The organism is Streptomyces enissocaesilis (assembly GCF_039533765.1).
Lineage (GTDB): Bacteria > Actinomycetota > Actinomycetes > Streptomycetales > Streptomycetaceae > Streptomyces > Streptomyces enissocaesilis.
Genome location: NZ_BAAAUD010000019.1, coordinates 1 through 19862 on the forward strand (window position 1 = coordinate 1; position 19862 = coordinate 19862).

A 19862-nucleotide genomic window follows, 5' to 3' on the forward strand; every position below is an offset into this window, starting at 1 on the left:
CCGCCATCCCCGTACCCGGACACGACAACCGCTACTGGGTGTTCTCCGGCGACCAGTACATCCAGATCGAAGTCGCCGCCGACAGCTCCGCCAGAGGACGACTCCGACCCCCCTCACCCCTCACCGACTGGCGACCTCTGCAGACCTTGCTGCGCACCGATGCGGCCCAGCAGTAGGCGGTGCAGAAGGACAGCGGCTGCTTTTCGCTCCTGAGCCGCGGCGCTCGCGCCGCACGGTTCACCGGCGTCCGGACACCGGGAAGAGAAGCAGCCGTCCCCGCGCCAGCGGACGCTCTGCGTCAACTCGTCGTACGTCCCGCCGGGCGGCCCCACGGATCCACCTGCCTCACGAGACATGCCGCGATCTGGAGAACCCCAGCTGCACCGAAGCCCAACGCACCCCAGCCGGTGATCTGGGTGGCACACAGAGCGGGCAGTACGGCGCGTGGCCGCGACCGGACCCCCGTCCCGGTCGCGGCCACGCCGGCCTGGGTGGTCGGCACGTCGGTCAGCGGCCGCCGGTGGAGGTGGCGGGGGCGCCGACGGTGAGCGTGGCCGGGGCGGCGCAGCATCCGCCGCTGGTCTCTTCGGCTTCGGGCTGGTCGAAGAGGCCGGCGCCGCCGCAGACTCCGGTCTCGGGGAGGGTGAGTTCGACGCGTTCTGCGGCTTCCTGGTCACCGGCCAGGGCGGCGGCGATGGAGCGGACCTGCTCGTACCCCGTCATGGCGAGGAAGGCCGTGGAACGGCCGTAGCTCTTCATGCCGACGAGGTAGAAGTCCTTCTCCGGGTGGGAGAGCTCGCTGACGCCGTGCGGGTAGACGGTGCCGCAGGAGTGCTGGTTGGGGTCGATCAGCGGCGCGAGCGCGACCGGGGCCTGGAGGCGCTCGTCCAGGCCGAGCCGCAGCTCGGACAGGAAGGAGACATCGGGGCGCAGGCCCGTCAGGGCGATGATCTCGTCGACCGGGTCCAGGCGCCGGCCGTCCTCGGCGACCAGCACCAGCTGGTCGCCGGTCCGCTCGACGGCAGCGGTGCGGAATCCGGTGACCGCGTCGGCGTACCCGTCGTCGACGGCCGCCTTGGCGGCAAGGCCGAGGGCCCCGCGGGCGGGAAGCCGGTCGGCCGCGCCGCCGCCGAAGGTGGAGCCGTTGATGCCGCGACGCAGGATCCACACCGAGTGGGTGTCTTCCTCCTGCCCGGCGAGGGCGGCGAGGTGGGCGAGGGCGGTGAACGCGGAGGCCCCGGAACCGATGACAGCGGTGCGCTTTCCGGCGTACCGGGCACGCGTAGCCGGGTCCGTGAGGTCGGGCACGCGGTAGCCGACCTGGGCGGTCGCCGCCCTCTCCCCCATGGCCGGAAGGCCGTCGGCGCCGATGGGCCCGGGGGTGGACCAGGTACCGGAGGCGTCGATCACGGCACGGGCGAGGATCCGCTCCTCGATCCCGCCGGCGAGCGCGACGCGGACGGTGAAGGGTTGCCGGTCGCGGTCGGCGTCCACGATCCGGTCGCGGCCGAGGCGGGAGACGCCGGTGACGGCAGTGCCGTAGCGGACCTTGTCACCGAGTACGTCGGCGAGCGGCTGCAGGTACTTCTCCGCCCAGTCCGCGCCCGAGGGGTAGGTGGCGCCGTCGGGTGCGACCCAGCCGGTCGGGGCGAGAAGCTTCTCGGCCGCCGGGTCGACGACTTCGGCCCAGGTGGAGAAGAGCCGCACATGCCCCCACTCGCGCACCGCACCACCGGCGGCGGGCCCGGCCTCCAGAACCAGGGTTTCGACGCCGCGCCCGGCCAGGTGGGCCGCGGCGGCCAGGCCGACGGGGCCCGCTCCGATCACGACGACAGGCAACCGGGTCTGATCGGTGGTGTTGGTGTTCACGGCGACTCCCTGAGCTGTTTCGACACCCGTCGATCTCTTGTGCTGCCAGCCTCACACTTGATTCGACAACTGTCAACATAGACATTCATCGATTCCAAGGGGTGCGCGGCGGAGCATTCATCGGCGACGGCCGCCACCGCGCGGCCGTCGCCGCAGGGCGACCGGATCACCGCCCGCTGTTCACTTCGACCGACGGCCCGGCCCTCACCCGGGCCAACGGCGCGAAGGAGGAGGTGGACACGGTCATCCCGGCCACCGTTCACCGGCCGGACCTCGACTCCCTCGCCGCGCTCGGCGCCCTGGACGGGACGAGGTGGCCGCGGCATCACGACCGGAGCCCCGGACGTACACCCGCGACTCGCCCATGTCGGCCCGGAGCCGCGGCGGAGCCTGCCACCGGCGCCCTTGCCGGGGCGGACGTGACGCCCGGCACATGGCACGCCGCCCGGCTCGGGACCCGCGTCAGCCTTAGCCCTACCCACCTGGTTCGACGTATGTCAAAATACAAGCATGTCGAATGTGAAGGTGCTGCCGCTTCTGGAGCCCGGCGTCGAACCGTGCTGCCCGCCACTGAACGAGCGCCCCTTGACGGCCGAGGAGGCCGAGCGGACGGCAAAGATGTTCAAGGCGCTCGGCGATCCGGTCCGACTGCGGCTCTTCTCGGCCGTCGCCTCCCATCAGGGCGGGGAGGCGTGCGTCTGCGACATCTCCGACGTGGGCGTCTCCCAGCCGACCGTCTCCCACCACCTGAAGAAGCTCAGGGAAGCGGGACTGCTCTCTTCCGAACGGCGCGGCACCTGGGTCTACTACCGGGTCGAACCGTCCGTCCTCGCCGCCATGGGACAGATCCTCACCAAGGCGGCCACGGCCTGACCCGACCACGGGGGCCTCCACAGCGCGTCCGCCGCCGTCGGGACCACGCACCGCAGCCCCGGCCGGTGAGGCTGCAGCGATCCGTCAGGCATCGACGAAGCCCTCCGCCGGGCGACTTCTCGATTCCGAGGTCACCCGCAGGAACGGTCGTCGACAGACTCCGAGAACGAGCGCCGACCACCAGGGCTCGGGCGCACGACCCGAATCGGTCGGCGTGGTCATATCCGGCCCGGCGGGAGCCGAGCCGTCCCCCGGGCCCGGTCATCGCCTCGACGTCGGACTTCGAGACCCGGATGAATGCGCTCGTGTCTTCGGGGCCCGCGGCGGCGTCACGCGCGCCGCCCTCAGGCGCTCCGCGCCGTGAACGCCTTCTCCTCTGCGCGAGCGGGCTCGGTTTCGGTCAGGAAAGCGCCGAGAGCGGCGAGCGCTCCTGGGGCCGGGCGGTAGTACACCCAGGTGGCGCGGCGTTCCGAAGTGAGCAGGCCGGCTTCGCGGAGCTTTTTCAGGTGGTGGCTGACCGTGGGCTGAGAGACACCTACGTCCGCGATGTCGCACACACACGCCTCGCCGGCCGGATGCGAGGCCACCCGCGAGAGAAGCCTCAGCCTCACCGGATCGGACAGCGCTTTGAACATCCCGGCCATGACCTCCGCCGCCTCTTCGGACAGCGCGGCGGTCGTGATGGGCGGGCAGCAGAGGGGTGCGGGGCCGGATATGCGGGCGCTCGCGTCAGGCATGGGTCCGCTTCTCAGGCCGAGGCCGCGGGGCGGCCCATGACGGCATCGGCCGCGCTGGGGAAGCAGGCGACGCAGGCGACGTTGATCGAGTAGAGCATGGACGTGCCCTGGCGCTCGCGCAGGACGAACCGCACGTCGGCAAGCAGCTTCAGGTGGTGTGACACCGTCGACTGCCCGACGCCCATCCGGTCCACGATCTCTCCGACATTCATCGGCCCGGGTGCGAGGGCGAGAAGGTTGAGGATCTGTACGCGCGTGGGGTCGGAGAGGGCCTTGAACCACGTCGCGTAGGACTCGGCCGTGCTTCGATCGATCAGCTGGGCATTCATCGTACCGCTCATGATCCATCGATGTTATTCGATGACTGGGTACGAGGGCAAGGCCGGCGGCGGCCGAGAAACGGGGCGCCGCGGCCGCCGCGGGAGGCAACCCGCCCCATCGGCGCGGCCGGGCGCTCGACATCAGGACGCCGCCGCCCGTCACCAGCACCCTCTCGCACCGCTTCCAGCCTGGGCCGACCGGGCGCGGCCATCGACGAGCAGGCCCGCCGGGGCCCGTGCCCGGCCCTGCGGTCCCGCCGCACCCCCAGGCATTGCCGCACCCATCATTAATCGTCTATCATCGATATTCGATTAAACGAGGTGCTGGCGGAGCCTCCTCGGCGGTGCTCCACGTCTCCCGTGCGTTCCCCACGGCGCCGCCTCCTTCACGTGTCACCGTCTCAGAGAGGTTTCCCCGATGGGCGAATTGCGGGCTCTCAGCCTGTTCGTGCTGCTCGAGGTACTGCACTACCTTCCCTGGTTCCTGGTCGCCATCGTCCTTGGAATCGCCGTCCAGCGGCTGTCCATCGACGTGGTGGCCCGGCGCAGCTTCTCCCAGGGGAACCGAGGGGTCCTCGGTATCGCCATCGTCACCGCCATCGGGGCGTTCAGCCCCTTCTGCTCCTTTACTGTCATTCCCCTGATCCGCCGCTTCCTGATAGCCGGCGTACCTCTCTCCGCGGTCATGGCCTTCTGGGTCGCCTCTCCTTCCATGGACCCGGAGATCTACGCCCTGTCCGCCGCCCAGCTGGGTTTCCCCATCGCGACGGCTCGCCTGGTCGGCGCCCTCGTGCTGAGTTTCGGTGCGGGTCTTCTGGTGCTCGCGCTGGAGCGTCGGGGACGGTTCGCCAACCCTCTGCTCGACAGCACGGCAGCGGCGCCTGCCACGTCGTGCTCGGAGACCGAAGTGCCCGTGACGGAAACGGCGTGCTCGGCAGCGAAGTCCCCGGCGCCCGCCACGGTCACGGTCGGAGGCGGCACGTCGGGCGGCCGTTCCGAGGGGGGCTGCGGAGGTACGGACGCGACGCCCGACCCGGCCGCAGGCTCCTGCTCCGCCGCGCCGGCGCAGAACGCCGCGGACGACGACGGCACGCCGTGGCGGGTCCTTGTCCGGCGCGACATCAAGAACCTTCGCGCGGGTGAGATCCTCAAGGAGATCTGGAGCGACTCCCTCATCCTGGGCCGGTGGCTCCTGCTGGCCATCGTCCTCGAGGCGGTCATCGTCCGCTACGTTCCCACCGACTTCGTGTCCAGCCTCCTCGGCACGGACGGGGCCTTCTCGGTCGTGCTCGCCGCTCTCATCAGCGTCCCGCTCTACCTCAACGGCGTCGGCGCGATCCCCGTCGTCGAAGGTCTGCTCGACCAGGGCATGGTGGCCGCGGCGGGTGTCACCTTCCTTCTCGGAGGGGCCGTGACCACGATCCCCGCGATGGTCGCGGTGAAGAGTGTCGTGAAGACGAAGGTCTTCGTGTTCTACCTCGGGGTCGGCCTGTTGGGCAGCACCGCCATCGGTCTCGTGGCCCTGCCGCTCCTCTGAGGAACGTTTCCCGGCGGGAAGACCCTTCGGCTCCTGCGGCGCGGCCACCACGCCCGCCGCAGGGGCACTGTCATTTCAGGCACAACGACCAGTGGTACACACCGCGTACAGCACTCGCCGCGGTGAAGGAGAAGCCGTGGAAACACAAGCACCGTCTTCGTCGGAGCTCGTCCTGTGCCCTATGACCAAGGCACATGCCGCAGCTGTCCTGACGATCTACCAGCAGGGGATAGACGAGGGCGACGCCACGTTCGAGACACGCGCTCCGGTCTGGAGCGCGTTCGACGCCTCTAAGCTGCCGGCCCACCGGCTGGTGGCACTCGACCGCACCGATCGGCGGGTCGTCGGCTGGGCGGCCGTCTCCCCCGTCTCGGCGCGCCCGGTGTACGCGGGGGTGGTCGAGCACTCGGTCTACGTCGCCCCCGCCGCACGGGGCAGAGGAGTGGGGCGCGCGCTGCTCGGAGCGCTGGTCGAGTCCACGGAGAGGGCGGGGATCTGGACCGTCCAGGCAGGGATCTTTCCGGAGAACGTCGCCAGTGCGGCGCTGCATGAGGCGGCCGGGTTCCGTGTGATCGGGCGGCGAGAGCGGGTGGCCCGCCACCATGGCGTGTGGCGGGACGTGGTGCTGATGGAGCGTCGCAGCCCCGCCATCGGCTGACGCCGCCGGCATGAGGCCACCGGCGGCGTCGCAGGACGGGGAGGCAGTCCGTCTCCCCGGGGAAGACCGTATCTAGGGAAGATCGAAGGGCGTTTCCATGCCGTCCAGCGCGGACACGCAGGCGCACGTCCGTTCGCGGTCGATCAGGTCGACCGTCTTCAGCACCAGGTCCTTCAGGCGCTGGACGTTGCGTGCGAAGACCTGGAAGACCTCGTCCTGGGAGACTCCTTCCCCCCGCCCGACGCCGGCGTCGTAGTCGGTCACCAGGGCGATCGACGTGTAGCACAGGGCCAGTTCACGTGCCAGCACGGCTTCGGGGTGTCCGGTCATGTTGATCAGGGACCAGCCGGCGGAAGCGAACCACTGCGACTCGGCACGCGTGGAGAACCGCGGTCCCTCGACGACCACCATGACGCCGCCGTCGGTTGCCGGGACGCCCGCCTCGGCGGCAGCCTTGAGCACCGCTGAGCGCCCGGCGGCGCAGTACGGGTCGGCGAACGACACGTGAGCCGCTCCGCGGTCCGCGAAGGTCTGCACGCGTCCCACGGTCCGGTCGACGAGCTGGTCCGGTACGACGATGCTCCCCGGGCCGAGTGCGCGGCGCAGGGATCCCACGGCACACGGGGCGAGTACCTGCCTCACGCCCAGTGAGCGCAGAGCCCACATGTTGGCGCGGTAGTTGATGCGGTGCGGCGGGAGGTCGTGGTGGCTGCCGTGCCGGGGCAGGAAAGCCACCCTGCGACCGGCGACCCGGCCGATGTGCACCGCGTCCGACGGCGCACCGTAGGGGGTGGTGACGTCGATGCGCTGTGCCGACTCCAGCAGCTCGTAGAAGCCGCTTCCGCCGATGACGGCGATGTCCGCCCGTGGTGCCTCGTCGTGCGGGTCACCCATGGTGCTGCTCCTTGTCGGCGTGGGTCGGTGAGCCGGACACGGTCCCGGTGGGAGCGTCGTCCGGGAGGAGGGGGTCGAGGGACGCGATGGTCGGGTGGCCCGCTACGGGGCCGCGTTCGTCACCGGGACGGCGTACTGCCACGGTCTGCCAGCCGGCCTCCGCCGCCGCGTCGAGTTCCTCACCGACGTCGCTCACGAAGAGAAGACGGGAGGCCGGCGCTCGGACTGCCCGGGAGATGGCCCGGTAGGAGTCGACGCTCTTTTTCGGGCCGGCCGACGACAGGTCGAAGTAGCCGTCGAGCAGGCCGCGCAGATCTCCGTACGCGGTGTGCCCGAACCAGTCCCGTTGCGCGGCCTCGGAACCGGAGGAGTAGATGTAGCGGGCCGTTCCTCGCGCTTTCCAGCGTTCCAGGGCTCGCGGGACGTCGGCGTACACATGGCCGTGCAGTGCGCCCGACGCGTAGCCTTCGGCCCAGATGAGCCCCTGCAGCGTCTTCAGCGGTGGCGCTTTGGCGTCCGCGTCGGCCCACTGATGAAGGAGGGCGAGGGCGTCCTTCTCGGTGATGTCGTCGGTGTGGACATGGGTGCGGACGGCGTCGAGTACGCGTTGCCACGGGAGGCTGCCCCGGTGTGCGGCGGCCCAGGAGTCGAACCGTTCACGGGCGTAGGGAAACAGCACGTCGCGGACGTGCGAGAGGGAGCCGGTGGTTCCCTCGATATCGAGTACGACCGCCTGTGCCGGGACGTTGCCCGGGCCGGCAGCGAGCATGTCAGCCCGCTTCCAGGAGCGCGTCGAGCCGGGGGAAGCCGGCCGCGACGGGCTCTTCGGTGAAGTCCCCGACCCAGCCGTCCTCCTTCTCGAAGAACCGGATGGCGGCGAAGTCGGGGATCGGCCCCATGTCGAACCAGTGCCGCGTTCCCGCCGGTACGGACAGCAGGTCGCCCGCCTCGCACACGACGGCGTACACCCGGTCGTCCAGGTGCAGGTAGAAGCAACCCGTGCCGTGGGCGAAGAAGCGGACTTCGTCCTCGCCGTGGCGGTGCTCCTCGAGGAACGCCGACCTGGCCCCGGCCGCGCGTTCCTGCCACTGGGTGCCCTCCTCGGGGTGGAGGCGGGCGACGTCGACCAGGCGCAGCCCTTGGCGGGCGCAGAGCTCGTCGATCTCGTGGCGGTAGGCGGCGAGCAGGTCTTCGGACGTCGTGCGGGGCGTCACCCGGGGGTGAAGGGGCCACTTGGCGAAGTCCACCGACTGCTCGCGCAGAGCCTGTGCGATGACGTCGTCGTCCCGGGTGCGCAGCAAGACGCTGTCCGGTGCGTCGTCCGGCATGATCTGCAGGAGGGTCATGGCGTTCCTGTCGTCGGGGGTCTACGAGACACGGGTGACGTTCAGCCCGGCCGGGGAGAGAACGAGCAACTGGCAGAGTGCCTCCAGGCATTCGAGCCGGTTCCTCGCCTGGCCGAGGGTCTGTCCCCATACGGTGATGCCGTGGTCGGCGATGAGCAGACCCGGTGGGCAGCCGGGGTCGGCGGGTACGTGTGCGGCGATGTCTTCGGCGATGCGGTCGACTCGGGCCCAGTTGGGAAAGACCGGCAGCTTCGCGGCCGCCGGGTCGTCGAGGCCGAGGCCCTTGAGCAGTTCGTAGCGCTCGATGTGGACGACGCTGGTGGCCCCGTCGAGTCCGGCGCGGTGGGCGACTGCGGTGGCATGCGGTGAGTGCACGTGGATGACGGCCTGGGCGTCGGTGGTGCGGTACAGGGCCGCGTGGAGGGAGGTTTCGGCGGAAGCCCGGTCCTGGCCCGGGGACGGCCGGCCGGTCTCGGCGTCGATCTCCACCATGTCCTGGATGCGCAGGTCGCCCTTGTCCCGGCCGCTCGCGGTGATCAGGGCCCGGCCGGGGGCGCGCGGCACACGCATGGACAGGTTGCCCGCCGTTCCCGGCATCCAGCCGCGTTCGTACAGGGTGCGGGAGAACTGGGCGAGCTGCTGGGCTGTCTGCCGGGCGGCGACGGTGGTCGGGGTGTAGCTCATGGAGTCACCTCTCGGGGCGGTGGGCGCCGTGCTCGGAGACGATGGCGGTGATCAGCTGCGCCGGCGTGACGTCGAATGCGGGGTTGTAGGTCCGCGTTCCGGGCGGGGCGCTCTTCACCGGGCCGAAGCCGGTGACCTCGTCGTCGTCGCGCTCCTCGATCAGGATCGAGCTGCCATCGGCCAGCGATCTGTCCCAGGAGGACTCGGGTGCCACCACGATGAAGGGGATGCGGTGGTGGGCTGCCGCTACGGCCAGGGAGTAGGTGCCTATCTTGTTGGCCACGTCCCCGTTGGCGGTGATGCGGTCGGCTCCTACCAGCACGCAGTCGACGAGGCCCCGCGACATGGCCGCTGCCGGTGCGGAGTCGACGCACAGGCGGTGGGCGACGCCCGCTTCGGCCAGTTCCCAGGTGGTGAGGCGGGCTCCTTGGAGGAGGGGCCGCGTTTCGCCGACGAGGACCTCGGCGATGCGGCCCGCCGCGGCGAGGGCGACGATCGTGCCGAGAGCCGTTCCGACGGCGGCGGTCGCCAGACGTCCGGTGTTGCAGTGGGTCAGGACGCGAAGCGGTCTGTCAGGGGTGTGGGCGAGTACGGTGTCGACGGCGTGCCCGACCATCGTCCGGTTCGTCGTGATGTCTTCCTGGAGCATGGCTGTGGTCTCCCGCAGCACGGCGTCGGCGCCTTCCGGCACCCGCTCGAGTGCGCGTCGCACGGCCCAGGCCAGGTTGACGGCCGTGGGGCGGGCCGCGATGAGGCGCTGCGCGTCCAGGTGCACGGCCTCCGCGCAGGTGCCGGCGGTGCCCGGCCGGCAATGCTCGAAGGCGGACAGAGCGACGCCCATGGCGCCCGCCAGCCCGATGGCCGGTGCGCCGCGGACCGCGAGGGTCGCGATCGCGTCGATGACGTCGTCCACGGTGGCCAGGCGCAGCATCCGTCGGTCAAGGGGCAGTGCTCGTTGGTCGAGTGCGACGATCGCGTCGCCTTCCCAGCGCAACGACGGCTGGGCGGGTGGCATGCTCACGGGCGGCTGCTCCTCGTTCGGCGGCGGGGGCGGCGGGGGCGTTTGTGTCAGTCGGTCAGCGGTCGGCAGCGGAGCTCGACGAGGGCCTGTGGGGCGGCCAGGTCCGCAGCCACCTGCCCGGCGTCCTCGCCCACGGCCACGACGTAGCCGTAGCGGTTCATGTACGCCCTGGGCGGGAGGGCCAGCCGGGTGCCGGGGCCGGCCGTGGCGACCGCGCTGTGCACCGTGGGCCCGAACCGTTCGGTGTGGACGCTCACCTCGACGGCTTCGCAGTCGGCCTGCGGGTACAGGAAGCGCACGGCGGCGGTCCTGCGGGCCTTGGGTGCGGTGTCGGGGGTGAGGCCGGCGGCCACGTGGGCGGCTGCGACGGCCGGGTCGGTGCCGGTGGCGAGCATGCCGATGTAGGGAATGAAGTCGCCGCCGAGGCGGGCGTTGATCTCGACGAGGCGCGGTCCCCCGGGGGTGAGTTTGAACTCGGTGTGGGTGGCGCCGTGATCGAAGCCGAGAGCCTTGTGGATGCGGTGCAGTTGGTCCAGGAGCTCGGGGTCCTGGAGCAGGGGGTCGGTGGCGTCGACCGTGTGGCCGGTTTCCTCGAAGTACGGTTCCATCCCGAGCTGCTTACGCGCCACGATCATGGGCGTGCACACGCCGTCGACGACGACCGCGTCCACACTGATCTCCGGTCCGGTCAAGAACTCTTCGACCAGCACGTCAGCGGCGTAGCGGGGCACTCCGGGGTAGTTGGCGGAGCTGGCCGCCTCGAAGGCCGCTTCGACGGCTTCGCCGTCGTCGGCGCGGACGACACCGAGGCTTCCGGCGAGGCCGCGTGCTTTGATCACCACCGGGTAGCCGGTCGCGTCGGCCGCCGTGCGGGCCTGTGCGGCGCTGGAGACGGGTGTGCAGGCCGGCTGCGGTATCTGAGCCGCGGTGAGCACGGCCCGGGTGGTCGCCTTGTCACGGCACGCGAGTACGGCCTGCGGGGCGCTGCCGGGCAGACCAAGGGCCTGAGCGAGCCGCGCGGCGGCGTGGACCAGGGACTCGTCGTAGGTGAACACGCCGGCGACCGGGAGCTGTTCCATGACGGGGCGGGCCGCCGCCAGCAGTTCCTCGGGGTCCTTGGTGTCCAGCAGGGTGGTGCCCTCGACGTACTGCAGCTGCCAGGTCGCCTCGTGGGCGTCGAGCAGCCACAGGCGGAAATGCTGGGAGACCGCCGCGACGATGTACTCGCGGTAGCGGCGGTCACCGCTGCCTACGAGGAGGAGTACGGGGCGCTCGGGATCGGCTGCGGACGGACGGGGCGTGGGTGCGGCGGCCATGGCGGGAACCTTTTCTTGACGTGGGGCGACACGGGGTCCGTCGGGCGGCGGGCGTCGCCCAGGCGGTCGGGCGTCAGTCGGGACCGGCCTGTGGGTGGGGTCGGGCGGGGGATCCGAGGAGGATGCCGGCGGCGCGGGGAAGCTGGGTGACGCAGCGGGCGTTCACCGCGTACAGGATGCTGGCCCCCGCTCTGCGCCGGGTGAGGAGCCGCACGCGGTGAAGGATTTTGAGGTGGTGCGAGACGGTCGACTGGTGGAGTCCGAGGTGGTCGACGATCACGCCCGCCGGGACAGGCTCCGGCCGGCCGCTGAGGAAGCGCACGATGAGAATGCGCGTCGGGTCGGCCAGCGCCTGGAACCAGCGGGCGTACTCCTCGGCGGCCGCCCGTTCGCATGAGGTGTCGGGCACGGCGATCCTCAGCGGACCACCAGGAAGACAGCCGCTGCGGCGGCCGCGGCGACGGGGGGCGTGACGAGCCAGGCGATCAGGAAGTGCCGGAGGGTCTTGCCGCTGAGCCGGCTGAGGTTGGGGCCGGCGGAGCCGGCGATCGCGCCGGTGGAGGTGTGGGTGGTGGACATGGGCAGGCCGTAGCCGGCGCCGAGGCCGACGAGGGTGGCGGTGGTGAGGTTGGCCAGGAAGCCTTCCTTGTGGTTCATCTTGATGACGCCCTCGCCCAGTCGCTGGGCGATGCGCATGCCGCCGGTGATCGACCCCAGAGCCATGGCTCCGGCGACGAGGAGCATGATCTGCCATGTCGTCATCCCGGCCGGGACGAGCGCGAAGGCGCCGATGGCCACGATCTTGGGGGTGTCGTTGAGGCCCCGGGCGAAGCCGGTGGCGCCGCTGGTCAGCCAGTGGGCGGCAGTGAGCACACGGTTGCCGGAGGGGCGCGGGGCGTCGGCCTGCTGTGCGGTGACGCGCTCGGGGGCGAGTACGGCCCCGGAGTCGCCGGAGGCGCCCGTCACGGGTGACGACGGCTGCGCCGGGGCGGCCGCGTCGCGTTCGGAGGCGCGGCGGGCGGTGCGGCCGAAGACCAGTGCGAGCACGAGCGAGATGCCGTAGGCGACGCCGACGCTGGTGAGCAGCGGAATGATGAGCTTCTTCGGGATCGCGGTCCAGGCGATGCTGTCCGAGGCGAGCAGCAGGCCGGCGCCGAGCAGCGCGCCGATCAGGGCGTGGGTGGTGGAGACCGGCAGGCGCAGGAGGGTGGCCAGCGCCACCCAGCTGACGGCACCGGCGAGTACGGCTACGGCGAAGGCTTCGGTGGGCTCCGCGGTGACGATGCCCTTGGAGAAGAGCTTGGTCATCTTTTCGGCCAGGGCGAGGGAGCAGACGCATCCGGCAAGGGTGGTGACGGTGCCCCAGATGATGGCGGTGCGGTACTTCGTCACGCCCGCGCCGGCCAGGGTGGCGACGCCCTTGGGGACGTCATTGCTGCCGTTGGCCGCGGCCAGTGCCGCGACCAGGACGAAGACGAGTACGACGGTGAAAGACATGGCGGTGTCTCCGGGGGTGGAGGGCCGCGGCGGCTCGCGCCGCGGCCGTCGACGGGATGCGGGCGGCTGTCAGCAGCAGGAGCCGCCGGGCGCGCATTCCTGTGCTTCGGCGCCGGGGTCCGCGGGCTTGCGGGCGCGGATGATCGCGGCGTGCAGACCGTCGGCGGCCTCCTGCGTGAAGACGACCTCGGCGTCCTTCAGTCCGACCGCGTCCAGGAGTTCCTTGTACTCGGAGACCGAGAGGGCGCCGGCGATGCACTGGCTGTGTCCGCCCCGCTCGGCCCGCTCCTCGGGACCCAGACGGTCCTCGGCGACGACGTCGCTGATGCCGAGGCGGCCACCGGGCGTCAGGACGCGCGCCATCTCGGCGAAGACGGCGGGCTTGTTCAGCGACAGGTTGATCACGCAGTTGGAGATGATCACGTCGACGGTGTCGGCGGGCAGCGGGACGGACTCGATCGTGCCCTTGAGGAGCACGACGTTGTCGATCTCGGCGTCGGCGACGTTGCGGGCGGCGAGGGCGAGCATCTCCTCCAGGAAGTCCAGGCCGAAGACGCGGCCGTCGGGGCCGACGCGGCGGGCGCTGAGGATGACGTCCAGACCGCCCCCGGAGCCCAGGTCCAGAACCGTTTCCCCTTCGCGGAGTTCGGCGACGGCGCTCGGGTTGCCGCACCCGAGGCTGGCGAGCAGCGCGGCGTCCGGGGCCGTGCCGGGGCCGATCTCGTCGTAGGCGGCCGGGCCGAAGGTCTGCGGGTCCGGGGAGCAGCAGGCACCGCTGCTTTCGGCCTCGGCGGCCTTGGCCCGGTAGTACTCGCGGACCTCGTCCTGCAGCGTCCCGGCGGTGGTGGTGTCGGTCATGTCAGGTGGTCCTTCGGGTCAGGCGCCGGCGGGGGCGAGGCGGTGCACCGGGCGAGGGTAGGAGGGCTTGAACGACACCGGTGTGGTGGCCGAGGAGGTGACGCCGGCGGCGCGGTCGGCGGCCGCGACCGCCTGGGTCACGGCGCTGTCCAGCGCGTCGGGTTCGCAGGCGACGCGGGCGTTGACGACGGCCCGGCCGCCGGTGGGCGCGGAGGCGGCGGCGCGGTCGAGTGTGGGCTCGGCGCCGGATTCGGTGAGGCTGAGCTTGGCGAAGTCGCCGTCGGCCAGTTCGACCGTGATCTTCGCGTGGCCGATCACCGCGTCGTTCCGCAGGGCCCAGGCGGACAGGTCCTCGAGGAGCGTGCGGGCCCAGGTGGTCGCGTCGAAGCTGTCGCCTGCCGCGGTCAGGTCCAGTTCCTGGTTCATCCAGGCGAGCTGCGCCTCGGCGGCGGCGTAGCGGTCGTAGTCGATGTCGAGCCGGACGTCCCCGTTGGTGGCGGGGGCCCGCCATGCCTGGAGCAGCGAGCCCAGGTGCTCCCCCGTGCCTGCGGAGTAGCCGACGACCCTGGCGTTCGGGTGGGCCTTGCGCAGGCTGTCGAGGAGGTCCTCGGCCCGCTCGGCGCTGATGGTGTCCAGCTTGTTCACGGCGATGACGTCCGCCTCGGTGAGCTGCTGGCGGAAGAGGTAGGACAGGTCCGACTCCGGCTCCCCCCGCTCGGCCGCACGCGCGAAGGCAAGGTGACGCAGGGGGTCGACCACGGTGGTCAGCGGCGCGACGACCATGTCCTGGCCGTAGTACTGGCGCAGGGGCCGCACCACGGTGGCCTGCAGGTCGGTGCAGCTTCCGACGGCCTCGGCGATCACCGTGTCGACGTCGTCCGAGGAGACGAGGGCGACGATCGCCTCGACGAGGTCCTCGAACTTGCAGCAGAAACAGCCGCCGGTGACCTCTGCGACGCTGTCGAGCTTGCTGCGCACCAGTTTCGTGTCGACCAGTTCCACGCCCTGGTCGTTGGTGATGACCGCGACCTTGCGGCCCTGCTCCTGCAGCGCCAGGGCCGTGGCCGTCATGGTCGTGGTCTTGCCCGCCCCGAGGAAACCGGTCAGAGGGATGAAGGTGATCATGTTGTCCTTCTCGTCCTTGTCGTTGTTCCCGGGCGGATCAGCCGCAGCAGCCGCTGTCGGCGGAGTTGCCCAGCAGGGGAAGGTTCACGGGCCGGGCGGGCGCGGGGGCCGCGTCACCGAACGCTGCCCGCCGGCTTCGGCCGAAGGCCTCCAGCCACGCCGCGGCCCGGGGCCGCAGAACGGGGTCGGACAGCAGCATCGAGGTGGTGACGGCGCGCGGGGTGCAGCCCCGAAGGGCCTTCGCCCGGTGGGCGCCGGCACCGAACTCGACGGTGCGCAGCCCTTCGGCGTAGGCGTCGCGGACGGGTGCGTCGAGGACCAGGGCGAAGTAGATGCCGCTGCGCTCGCCGATCGTCGCGTAGTCGAATCCCGCCCACTTGGGGAAGAGCCGGTGGTTCTTGCGGATCGTGACGCAGGTGGCGACCAGGGCGCCGTCCTTGTAGCCGAGGTAGGCGCGCACGTCCGCGCCCTCGTCGATCAGGGCCGAGAGGATGCCGACGATGTGCTCGGGCTCCTCCCCCGCGCCGTTCTTCTCGCGGTTGAGGCAGGTCAGCTCCGCGATACGGGTCACGTAGGGCCGGATTCCGGTGCCGTCGACGCGCTGGATGGTGACGCCGGCCGCCTCGGCACGGCGCACGTCGCCCTTGATGCGCTGGCGCTTCTTGAGCGGCAGGGCGGCGAGGTGCCCCTGCCAGTCCGGCGCGTCCAGGCTCATGAAGTCCTCGTAGCCCCAGAAGGCGCTCTGCCCGCCGGCGGCGTCGAACGCCTTGACCAGCGCCTCGTTGCCCCGCCGCTCCGGTATCCAGGGGGCGACGATGCAGCGGACGCCGGCCTCGAACGCGGCGGGCACCAGCTTCTCGACGATGGACCCCATCAGGGTGGGCGTCCAGAAGTTGTAGGCCATCTCCGTCCGGTAGCCCAGGGGGGAACCGAGCAGCAGGGTCGGGAAGAAGGGCTCGGTGCCCAGGGCGTCGACCTCGGCGCTGCGCGCGGCGTCGGTCTCGGCACCGCAGCAGACTTCCTGTCCGGAGGGTGCCTGCCAGCCCAGGTAGGTGCGCGGCTCGTGGTCGACGACCGGCGGCGTGGTGAGGATGTAGCCGGGCAGGAGGGCGAGTTCACCGCGGGCCCGGTGGGCGACGGTGTGCCAGGGCTGCGCCTCGGGGAGGACCTTCTCCGTCGCGCGCAGCCAGGTGGGGCCGAGGTAGGGCGAGGAGTCGGTGAGTGCGGCGAGTTCGCCGGACCAGTCCATGTCCGGCAGGGTCTGGCCGGTCGAGATGACGACGCGGGGTGATCCACCCATGTCAGTGTCCTTGTCTTGTGGGCGGGCGGGTCAGCACTTCACGCAGCAGCGGATCTTGCCGGCGTCCTCGGCGTCCGTGCGGCGTTCCTGCCACAGCTCCTCGACGCGCTTGTCGGGGTGGGTCCACTCGACCCAGAAGCCGCGGTCGACGGTGGCGATGTCCTCCATCCACGGCGAGGACAGCAGCGGGGAGCCCTTGAACAGCAGCAGCCGGGTCTGCAGCGCGGTGGGGTCGGTGACGCGAGCCAGGCCCGTGTCCACCAGCCAGTCCTCGAAGCCGAGGAGTTCCTCGTACTCGATCCACGGCGTGAACGGGATGAAGGTCGGGTACAGCTCGAAACCGATCCGCTCCGCTTCGGCGATCGCGTCGCGCATGTGGTCGACGTCGATGTGCTTGTCGAAGATCCGCAGGATCCGGTTCGAGGGGAACTCCAGCGCGCACGTGACGCGGCGCAGACCCAGCGAGACGAGCTTCTCCAGTTCCTTGGTGTAGTCCAGGACGTGGTCGACGCGCGTAGTGAACTCGAACGTGATCGGGCCGATGGCCTCGACCAGGCGCTCGACGACTCCGATGCCGATGGTGCGGGAGTTGAAGAACTCGGCGTCGATGAAGCAGAAGTGGCGCACGCCCTCCTCCGCGAGCTGCAGCGCGTCGGCCAGGACGGTGTCGGCGTCGAAGGCCGCGACTCCCCCGTCGTAGGCACCGTAGACGGAGCAGTACGTGCACTTGTGGTGGCAGCCTCGCGAGACCTCGATGTTGCCCATCAGCCCGAACGGCGAGTGGTGCGCGGGGTAGTGGACGAGCGAGGGGAACAGGTCGCGGGCGGGCCTGGGCACGGAGATGCGCCGGCGCGGGGGCTTGGGCCGCATGCCGTGACGGGTCATCAGGGCGGGGACGGCGTCGAGGGCGAGGGTGCCTGCGGCGAGCTGGGCGAGCTCCTCGCTGATGAGCTCGGGTTCCTCCATGATGATGCCGTCGACGACCTCGAGGAACTCGCGGTGGTTCATCTGCGCGTACTGGCCGAAGGTGACGACGGTGGTGCCGTAGGCCTCGGACACCCTGCGGGCGAGACTGATGCCGCGTTCGAGGCCCTCGAACTGCTGGACGGACACCAACGTGAGGTCGAAGGGCCCTTCGGGAAGGGCGTCGGGCTGCAGATGTGCGTCCCAGCCGACTACGTCGGCGCCGTGGTGTTGCAGCGCGGCGGCCGCACACGCGGATGTCAGAGGTTGGAGCTCGGCTTCGAAAGCAGAGGCGACGAGCACACGGGGTTGGCTCACACTTCCCCCCCAGGGAGTGATCAAGGAATGCGACAGGTCGTGATCGGGCCGGGTCCGAGCCCGGATCGGCAACGGCTCTGTCGGCCGACGGCCGGAACCCTGCCAGCGTTAAGCGATGTATGTCAATAGATCGATGAATGGCCGAAGGGCAATGGCGTCAATCGGACGCCCGGGCGAAGCGCGACTGGCCTGTTCTGACCGGATTGGGCGTCACCGGACGGTCGGCCGAACCGTGCGATCTGTCGCCAGGTGCCTTTGCGCCACGGCGCCGGGGTGACCGCGATGGGGCGGCGCGCCTGCGCCGCCAGCCCCCGCCGATGGCTGCGCCAGAGTGTCGGCGCAGTCGATGTCCAGCTGAAATCAATCGGCAACCATCGATAGCACGAGCGGCGCCGGCGCTCCGCGATTCAATCAACGGGTGGCACTGACCGGCGTGACGGCGTCCTTCGCGGGGCTCGCCGGGAAGGCCCTCAGGAGGTACCTTTGCGGCTGGATCGCGACGCCCGCGCATGCCCTGGGTCCGGCCTGCGGGGCGTCGGGGGTGGGTCGCTCATCCGCGCGAATCGAGCCCAGGGGGGCCGTGAGGGCTAGCCGCAGGGGCGTTTGGTGTTCGCGGCTTCTCGTGAGCTTTCGGCCAGGCCGCCGAAGAACGCCGAGAGGTCGTCGAACATCTCGGGGTCGAGCTTGTAGTAGGTGAAGCGCCCGCACGGCTCGGTCGCGACGACCGACGCTTCCCTCAGGACGCGCAGGTGGTTGGAGAGATTCGTCTGCCGGGCGCCCGTCTCCTGGACGAGGTGGGACGTGCACAGTGATTCACGGGCGAGCAGGCACACGATGCGGAGTCTGAGCGGGTCCGCCAGGGCCCGGAGCAGTTCCATGTTTACCGACGTCAGCATGGTGTGATCGTGACACATCAATCACAACCGGTGTCAACCGCTTCTACCGGCAACTCCCTTGCAGGTGAGGGGATATGAGGAGAAAACAGATGTCTGGTAGGCCCTCCGTCCTGTTCGTGTGCGTGCACAACGCCGGCCGTTCCCAGATGGCTGCGGCATGGCTGCGCCACTTGGCCGGCGACCGGATCGAGGTCCGTTCGGCCGGCTCGGCACCGGCCGCTTCGGTGAATCCGGCCGCGGTGGAGGCGATGCGGGAGGTCGGCATCGACATGTCCGCCGAGATCCCGAAGATTCTCACCGCGGAGGCGGTCGAGGAATCCGACGTGTGCATCACGATGGGCTGCGGCGACACCTGCCCCGTCTTCCCGGGCAAGCGCTACCTGGACTGGGAGCTCAAGGACCCCGCCGGTCAGGGCGTCGAGGCGGTGCGCCCCATCCGCGACGGGATCAGAGAACTCGTGGAGAACCTCATCGCCGACATCGACTCGCCGAGGTGAGGGCCGCGGTGCGGCGCCGTGCGGGTATCAGTCCATAGCGGGGAAGACCCGTTGTTGCAGCTCGCGCAGGGCCTGCGGTCGCAGCGAGAACCATGCCCACGTGCCTCGCTGCTGTCTGCGCAGGAAACCGGCGTTCACGAGGATCTTCAAGTGGCGGCTCACCGTCGACTGCGCCAGCTGCATGGAGGTGGTGAGGTCGCACACGCACAGCTCACCGGCCGGAGCCTGGTGGATCAGATGGATCATCTGCAGCCGGGCGGGGTCGGCGAGCGCCTTCAGCCTGGAGGCCGTCAGCTCGACCTCCTCGCGGTCGATCAGCCGGCCCGGGGTGCAAGGACTGCAACGCTCTTCGCTCAGATCTTCGATCGGTATGTCCGTCGCAGAGATAGCCATCCGCTCACCATACGAGGTCGTAAGATCTGTTCGCGAACCGCGAGACGCTCCCGGGTGAGGCGTTCACCGGCCGTTCACGTCACCCAACCGCCGCTCTGTGGCGAGGGGTTGGCCGAGCCGGGTAATCCGCGATCCGACAGGCGGCCTCGCGGGCGGGACGGCCGACGAGCGTGGCGGAGGCGGGGCCGGTCCGGTCTCCGTAGCCGAGCAGGTGCGGGCGCGGTTCGGCGACGGCCCGGGTACCGGTCGTCGTTATACGGCCGTGCGGGCCGCGCAGGTCCAGCGGAGCCAGAGGGGACAGAGCAGGGCGAAAGCCCGTGCACCAGATGGCCGCACCGGACTCGGCGGCCGCGCCGTCCGCCCGCACGACTCCGTTCGGGGTGAGGCGGCTGAACATCGGCCGGGGCTCGAGGAGTCCCGCGTCGCGGGCCTGTCGAACAGGTGGCACCGCGACGATGCCGCCGGGCGAGGCCACTCCCCCGGTGTCCGCGCGGTCCGCTTCCAGCGCCCGGCGGCGGGAGGTGACCGCGTCGAACAGGGCGCGGCCGTCGGTGTCGTCGGGGAGGTGGCGCGACGGGCGCCTCGTCACCCGGGTCAGTTCGGTCGTGCAGGCGAGGTCGGCGGCGATCCGGCCGCCGGAGTCCCCCCCGCCGACCAGGACGACGCGCTGCCCGGCGAAGCCCTCGGCCGACCGGTGACCAACGGTGTGCGACTGGACGCCGGCCGTCGAGATCCCGTTGTCGGGGTGTGCACGGCAAAG

At 70.8% G+C, this 19862-nt stretch carries 21 protein-coding genes and 1 pseudogene; 4 read left to right on the top strand and 18 right to left on the bottom strand.

Annotated features, from left to right (window positions below):
* Positions 1-507: 507 nt before the first annotated feature.
* On the bottom strand, positions 508-1869 hold the full coding sequence (locus ABD374_RS09520; RefSeq protein ID WP_344493452.1) for an NAD(P)-binding domain-containing protein: 1362 nt from the start codon (positions 1867-1869) through the stop codon (positions 508-510).
* A gap of 510 nt (positions 1870-2379) precedes the next feature.
* On the opposite strand from ABD374_RS09520, the gene ABD374_RS09525 reads away from it, so the two are divergent.
* Complete coding sequence (locus ABD374_RS09525; RefSeq protein WP_344493454.1) at positions 2380-2742, top strand: ArsR/SmtB family transcription factor; 363 nt, start codon at positions 2380-2382, stop codon at positions 2740-2742.
* Between the two features lie 344 nt (positions 2743-3086).
* Here the strand turns inward: ABD374_RS09525 and ABD374_RS09530 are convergent, their stop codons facing one another.
* Together ABD374_RS09530 and ABD374_RS09535 are read right to left on the bottom strand one after the other, a co-directional pair.
* Positions 3087-3479, bottom strand: a complete 393-nt coding sequence (locus tag ABD374_RS09530; protein ID WP_344493456.1) for an ArsR/SmtB family transcription factor — start codon at positions 3477-3479, stop codon at positions 3087-3089.
* Between the two features lie 11 nt (positions 3480-3490).
* Positions 3491-3820, bottom strand: a complete 330-nt coding sequence (locus ABD374_RS09535) for an ArsR/SmtB family transcription factor (RefSeq protein WP_344493458.1) — start codon at positions 3818-3820, stop codon at positions 3491-3493.
* A 397-nt stretch (positions 3821-4217) separates the two neighbouring features.
* On the opposite strand from ABD374_RS09535, the gene ABD374_RS09540 reads away from it, so the two are divergent.
* The gene (locus tag ABD374_RS09540; RefSeq protein WP_344493460.1) at positions 4218-5336 is read left to right on the top strand and encodes a permease; all 1119 of its coding nucleotides are present in this window, start codon (positions 4218-4220) and stop codon (positions 5334-5336) included.
* A 136-nt stretch (positions 5337-5472) separates the two neighbouring features.
* Entirely contained in the window at positions 5473-5994 is a 522-nt protein-coding gene (locus tag ABD374_RS09545; protein ID WP_344493462.1) for a GNAT family N-acetyltransferase, read from the top strand.
* A 72-nt stretch (positions 5995-6066) separates the two neighbouring features.
* On the opposite strand, the gene ABD374_RS09550 is transcribed toward ABD374_RS09545, so the two are convergent.
* The 13 genes from ABD374_RS09550 to ABD374_RS09610 form a co-directional block, all read right to left on the bottom strand.
* Positions 6067-6888: an S-methyl-5'-thioadenosine phosphorylase gene (locus ABD374_RS09550; protein ID WP_344493464.1), complete on the bottom strand. Its 822-nt coding sequence runs from the start codon at positions 6886-6888 to the stop codon at positions 6067-6069.
* On the bottom strand, positions 6881-7657 hold the full coding sequence (gene mtnC / locus ABD374_RS09555) for an acireductone synthase (protein WP_344493466.1): 777 nt from the start codon (positions 7655-7657) through the stop codon (positions 6881-6883). Before mtnC ends, ABD374_RS09550 begins: the two co-directional genes overlap by 8 nt.
* A gap of 1 nt (position 7658) precedes the next feature.
* Entirely contained in the window at positions 7659-8234 is a 576-nt protein-coding gene (locus ABD374_RS09560; protein WP_344493468.1) for a 1,2-dihydroxy-3-keto-5-methylthiopentene dioxygenase, read from the bottom strand.
* A gap of 21 nt (positions 8235-8255) precedes the next feature.
* Positions 8256-8918, bottom strand: a complete 663-nt coding sequence (gene mtnB / locus ABD374_RS09565) for a methylthioribulose 1-phosphate dehydratase (protein WP_344493469.1) — start codon at positions 8916-8918, stop codon at positions 8256-8258.
* A gap of 4 nt (positions 8919-8922) precedes the next feature.
* Positions 8923-9933 (bottom strand): S-methyl-5-thioribose-1-phosphate isomerase, encoded by a 1011-nt coding sequence (mtnA, locus tag ABD374_RS09570; RefSeq protein WP_344493490.1) that lies wholly within the window; start codon positions 9931-9933, stop codon positions 8923-8925.
* A 53-nt stretch (positions 9934-9986) separates the two neighbouring features.
* On the bottom strand, positions 9987-11255 hold the full coding sequence (locus tag ABD374_RS09575; protein WP_344493471.1) for an ATP-grasp domain-containing protein: 1269 nt from the start codon (positions 11253-11255) through the stop codon (positions 9987-9989).
* 73 nt (positions 11256-11328) lie between these two features.
* Positions 11329-11664 (bottom strand): ArsR/SmtB family transcription factor, encoded by a 336-nt coding sequence (locus ABD374_RS09580; protein WP_344493473.1) that lies wholly within the window; start codon positions 11662-11664, stop codon positions 11329-11331.
* An 8-nt stretch (positions 11665-11672) separates the two neighbouring features.
* The gene (locus ABD374_RS09585; protein WP_344493475.1) at positions 11673-12752 is read right to left on the bottom strand and encodes an inorganic phosphate transporter; all 1080 of its coding nucleotides are present in this window, start codon (positions 12750-12752) and stop codon (positions 11673-11675) included.
* Positions 12753-12821: 69 nt separating this feature from the next.
* Positions 12822-13610: a methyltransferase domain-containing protein gene (locus ABD374_RS09590; protein WP_344493477.1), complete on the bottom strand. Its 789-nt coding sequence runs from the start codon at positions 13608-13610 to the stop codon at positions 12822-12824.
* A gap of 18 nt (positions 13611-13628) precedes the next feature.
* Positions 13629-14735 (bottom strand): GTP-binding protein, encoded by a 1107-nt coding sequence (locus ABD374_RS09595; protein ID WP_344493479.1) that lies wholly within the window; start codon positions 14733-14735, stop codon positions 13629-13631.
* Between the two features lie 37 nt (positions 14736-14772).
* Positions 14773-16035, bottom strand: coding sequence for a GNAT family N-acetyltransferase (locus tag ABD374_RS09600; protein WP_344493480.1), 1263 nt, complete (start codon positions 16033-16035; stop codon positions 14773-14775).
* A gap of 30 nt (positions 16036-16065) precedes the next feature.
* A complete protein-coding gene (arsL, locus tag ABD374_RS09605; protein WP_344493481.1) occupies positions 16066-17316 on the bottom strand; it encodes an arsinothricin biosynthesis radical SAM protein ArsL in 1251 nt (416 codons plus the stop codon).
* Positions 17317-17903: 587 nt separating this feature from the next.
* A complete protein-coding gene (locus ABD374_RS09610; RefSeq protein WP_344493483.1) occupies positions 17904-18212 on the bottom strand; it encodes an ArsR/SmtB family transcription factor in 309 nt (102 codons plus the stop codon).
* An 89-nt stretch (positions 18213-18301) separates the two neighbouring features.
* Here ABD374_RS09610 and ABD374_RS09615 point away from each other — a divergent pair, with 89 nt between their 5' ends.
* On the top strand, positions 18302-18709 hold the full coding sequence (locus tag ABD374_RS09615) for an arsenate reductase ArsC (protein WP_344493485.1): 408 nt from the start codon (positions 18302-18304) through the stop codon (positions 18707-18709).
* Between the two features lie 27 nt (positions 18710-18736).
* Here the strand turns inward: ABD374_RS09615 and ABD374_RS09620 are convergent, their stop codons facing one another.
* Positions 18737-19102, bottom strand: coding sequence for an ArsR/SmtB family transcription factor (locus ABD374_RS09620; protein WP_344493487.1), 366 nt, complete (start codon positions 19100-19102; stop codon positions 18737-18739).
* 79 nt (positions 19103-19181) lie between these two features.
* Positions 19182-19823 (bottom strand): annotated as a pseudogene (locus tag ABD374_RS09625) (pyridine nucleotide-disulfide oxidoreductase); the annotation flags it as partial.
* Positions 19824-19862 lie beyond the last annotated feature (39 nt).

Excerpts from the sequence above, each read along its gene's own strand:
- ABD374_RS09550 (WP_344493464.1), bottom strand. The coding sequence starts at position 6,888 with ATGGGTGACCCGCACGACGAGGCACCACGGGCGGACATCGCCGTCATC.
- ABD374_RS09525 (WP_344493454.1), top strand. The coding sequence starts at position 2,380 with ATGTCGAATGTGAAGGTGCTGCCGCTTCTGGAGCCCGGCGTCGAACCG.
- mtnA (WP_344493490.1), bottom strand. The coding sequence starts at position 9,933 with ATGCCACCCGCCCAGCCGTCGTTGCGCTGGGAAGGCGACGCGATCGTC.
- ABD374_RS09620 (WP_344493487.1), bottom strand. The coding sequence starts at position 19,102 with ATGGCTATCTCTGCGACGGACATACCGATCGAAGATCTGAGCGAAGAG.
- ABD374_RS09600 (WP_344493480.1), bottom strand. The coding sequence starts at position 16,035 with ATGGGTGGATCACCCCGCGTCGTCATCTCGACCGGCCAGACCCTGCCG.
- ABD374_RS09585 (WP_344493475.1), bottom strand. The coding sequence starts at position 12,752 with ATGTCTTTCACCGTCGTACTCGTCTTCGTCCTGGTCGCGGCACTGGCC.
- ABD374_RS09535 (WP_344493458.1), bottom strand. The coding sequence starts at position 3,820 with ATGAGCGGTACGATGAATGCCCAGCTGATCGATCGAAGCACGGCCGAG.
- ABD374_RS09530 (WP_344493456.1), bottom strand. The coding sequence starts at position 3,479 with ATGCCTGACGCGAGCGCCCGCATATCCGGCCCCGCACCCCTCTGCTGC.
- ABD374_RS09540 (WP_344493460.1), top strand. The coding sequence starts at position 4,218 with ATGGGCGAATTGCGGGCTCTCAGCCTGTTCGTGCTGCTCGAGGTACTG.
- ABD374_RS09575 (WP_344493471.1), bottom strand. The coding sequence starts at position 11,255 with ATGGCCGCCGCACCCACGCCCCGTCCGTCCGCAGCCGATCCCGAGCGC.
- ABD374_RS09610 (WP_344493483.1), bottom strand. The coding sequence starts at position 18,212 with ATGCTGACGTCGGTAAACATGGAACTGCTCCGGGCCCTGGCGGACCCG.
- ABD374_RS09560 (WP_344493468.1), bottom strand. The coding sequence starts at position 8,234 with ATGACCCTCCTGCAGATCATGCCGGACGACGCACCGGACAGCGTCTTG.
- ABD374_RS09590 (WP_344493477.1), bottom strand. The coding sequence starts at position 13,610 with ATGACCGACACCACCACCGCCGGGACGCTGCAGGACGAGGTCCGCGAG.
- mtnC (WP_344493466.1), bottom strand. The coding sequence starts at position 7,657 with ATGCTCGCTGCCGGCCCGGGCAACGTCCCGGCACAGGCGGTCGTACTC.
- ABD374_RS09595 (WP_344493479.1), bottom strand. The coding sequence starts at position 14,735 with ATGATCACCTTCATCCCTCTGACCGGTTTCCTCGGGGCGGGCAAGACC.
- ABD374_RS09615 (WP_344493485.1), top strand. The coding sequence starts at position 18,302 with ATGTCTGGTAGGCCCTCCGTCCTGTTCGTGTGCGTGCACAACGCCGGC.
- mtnB (WP_344493469.1), bottom strand. The coding sequence starts at position 8,918 with ATGAGCTACACCCCGACCACCGTCGCCGCCCGGCAGACAGCCCAGCAG.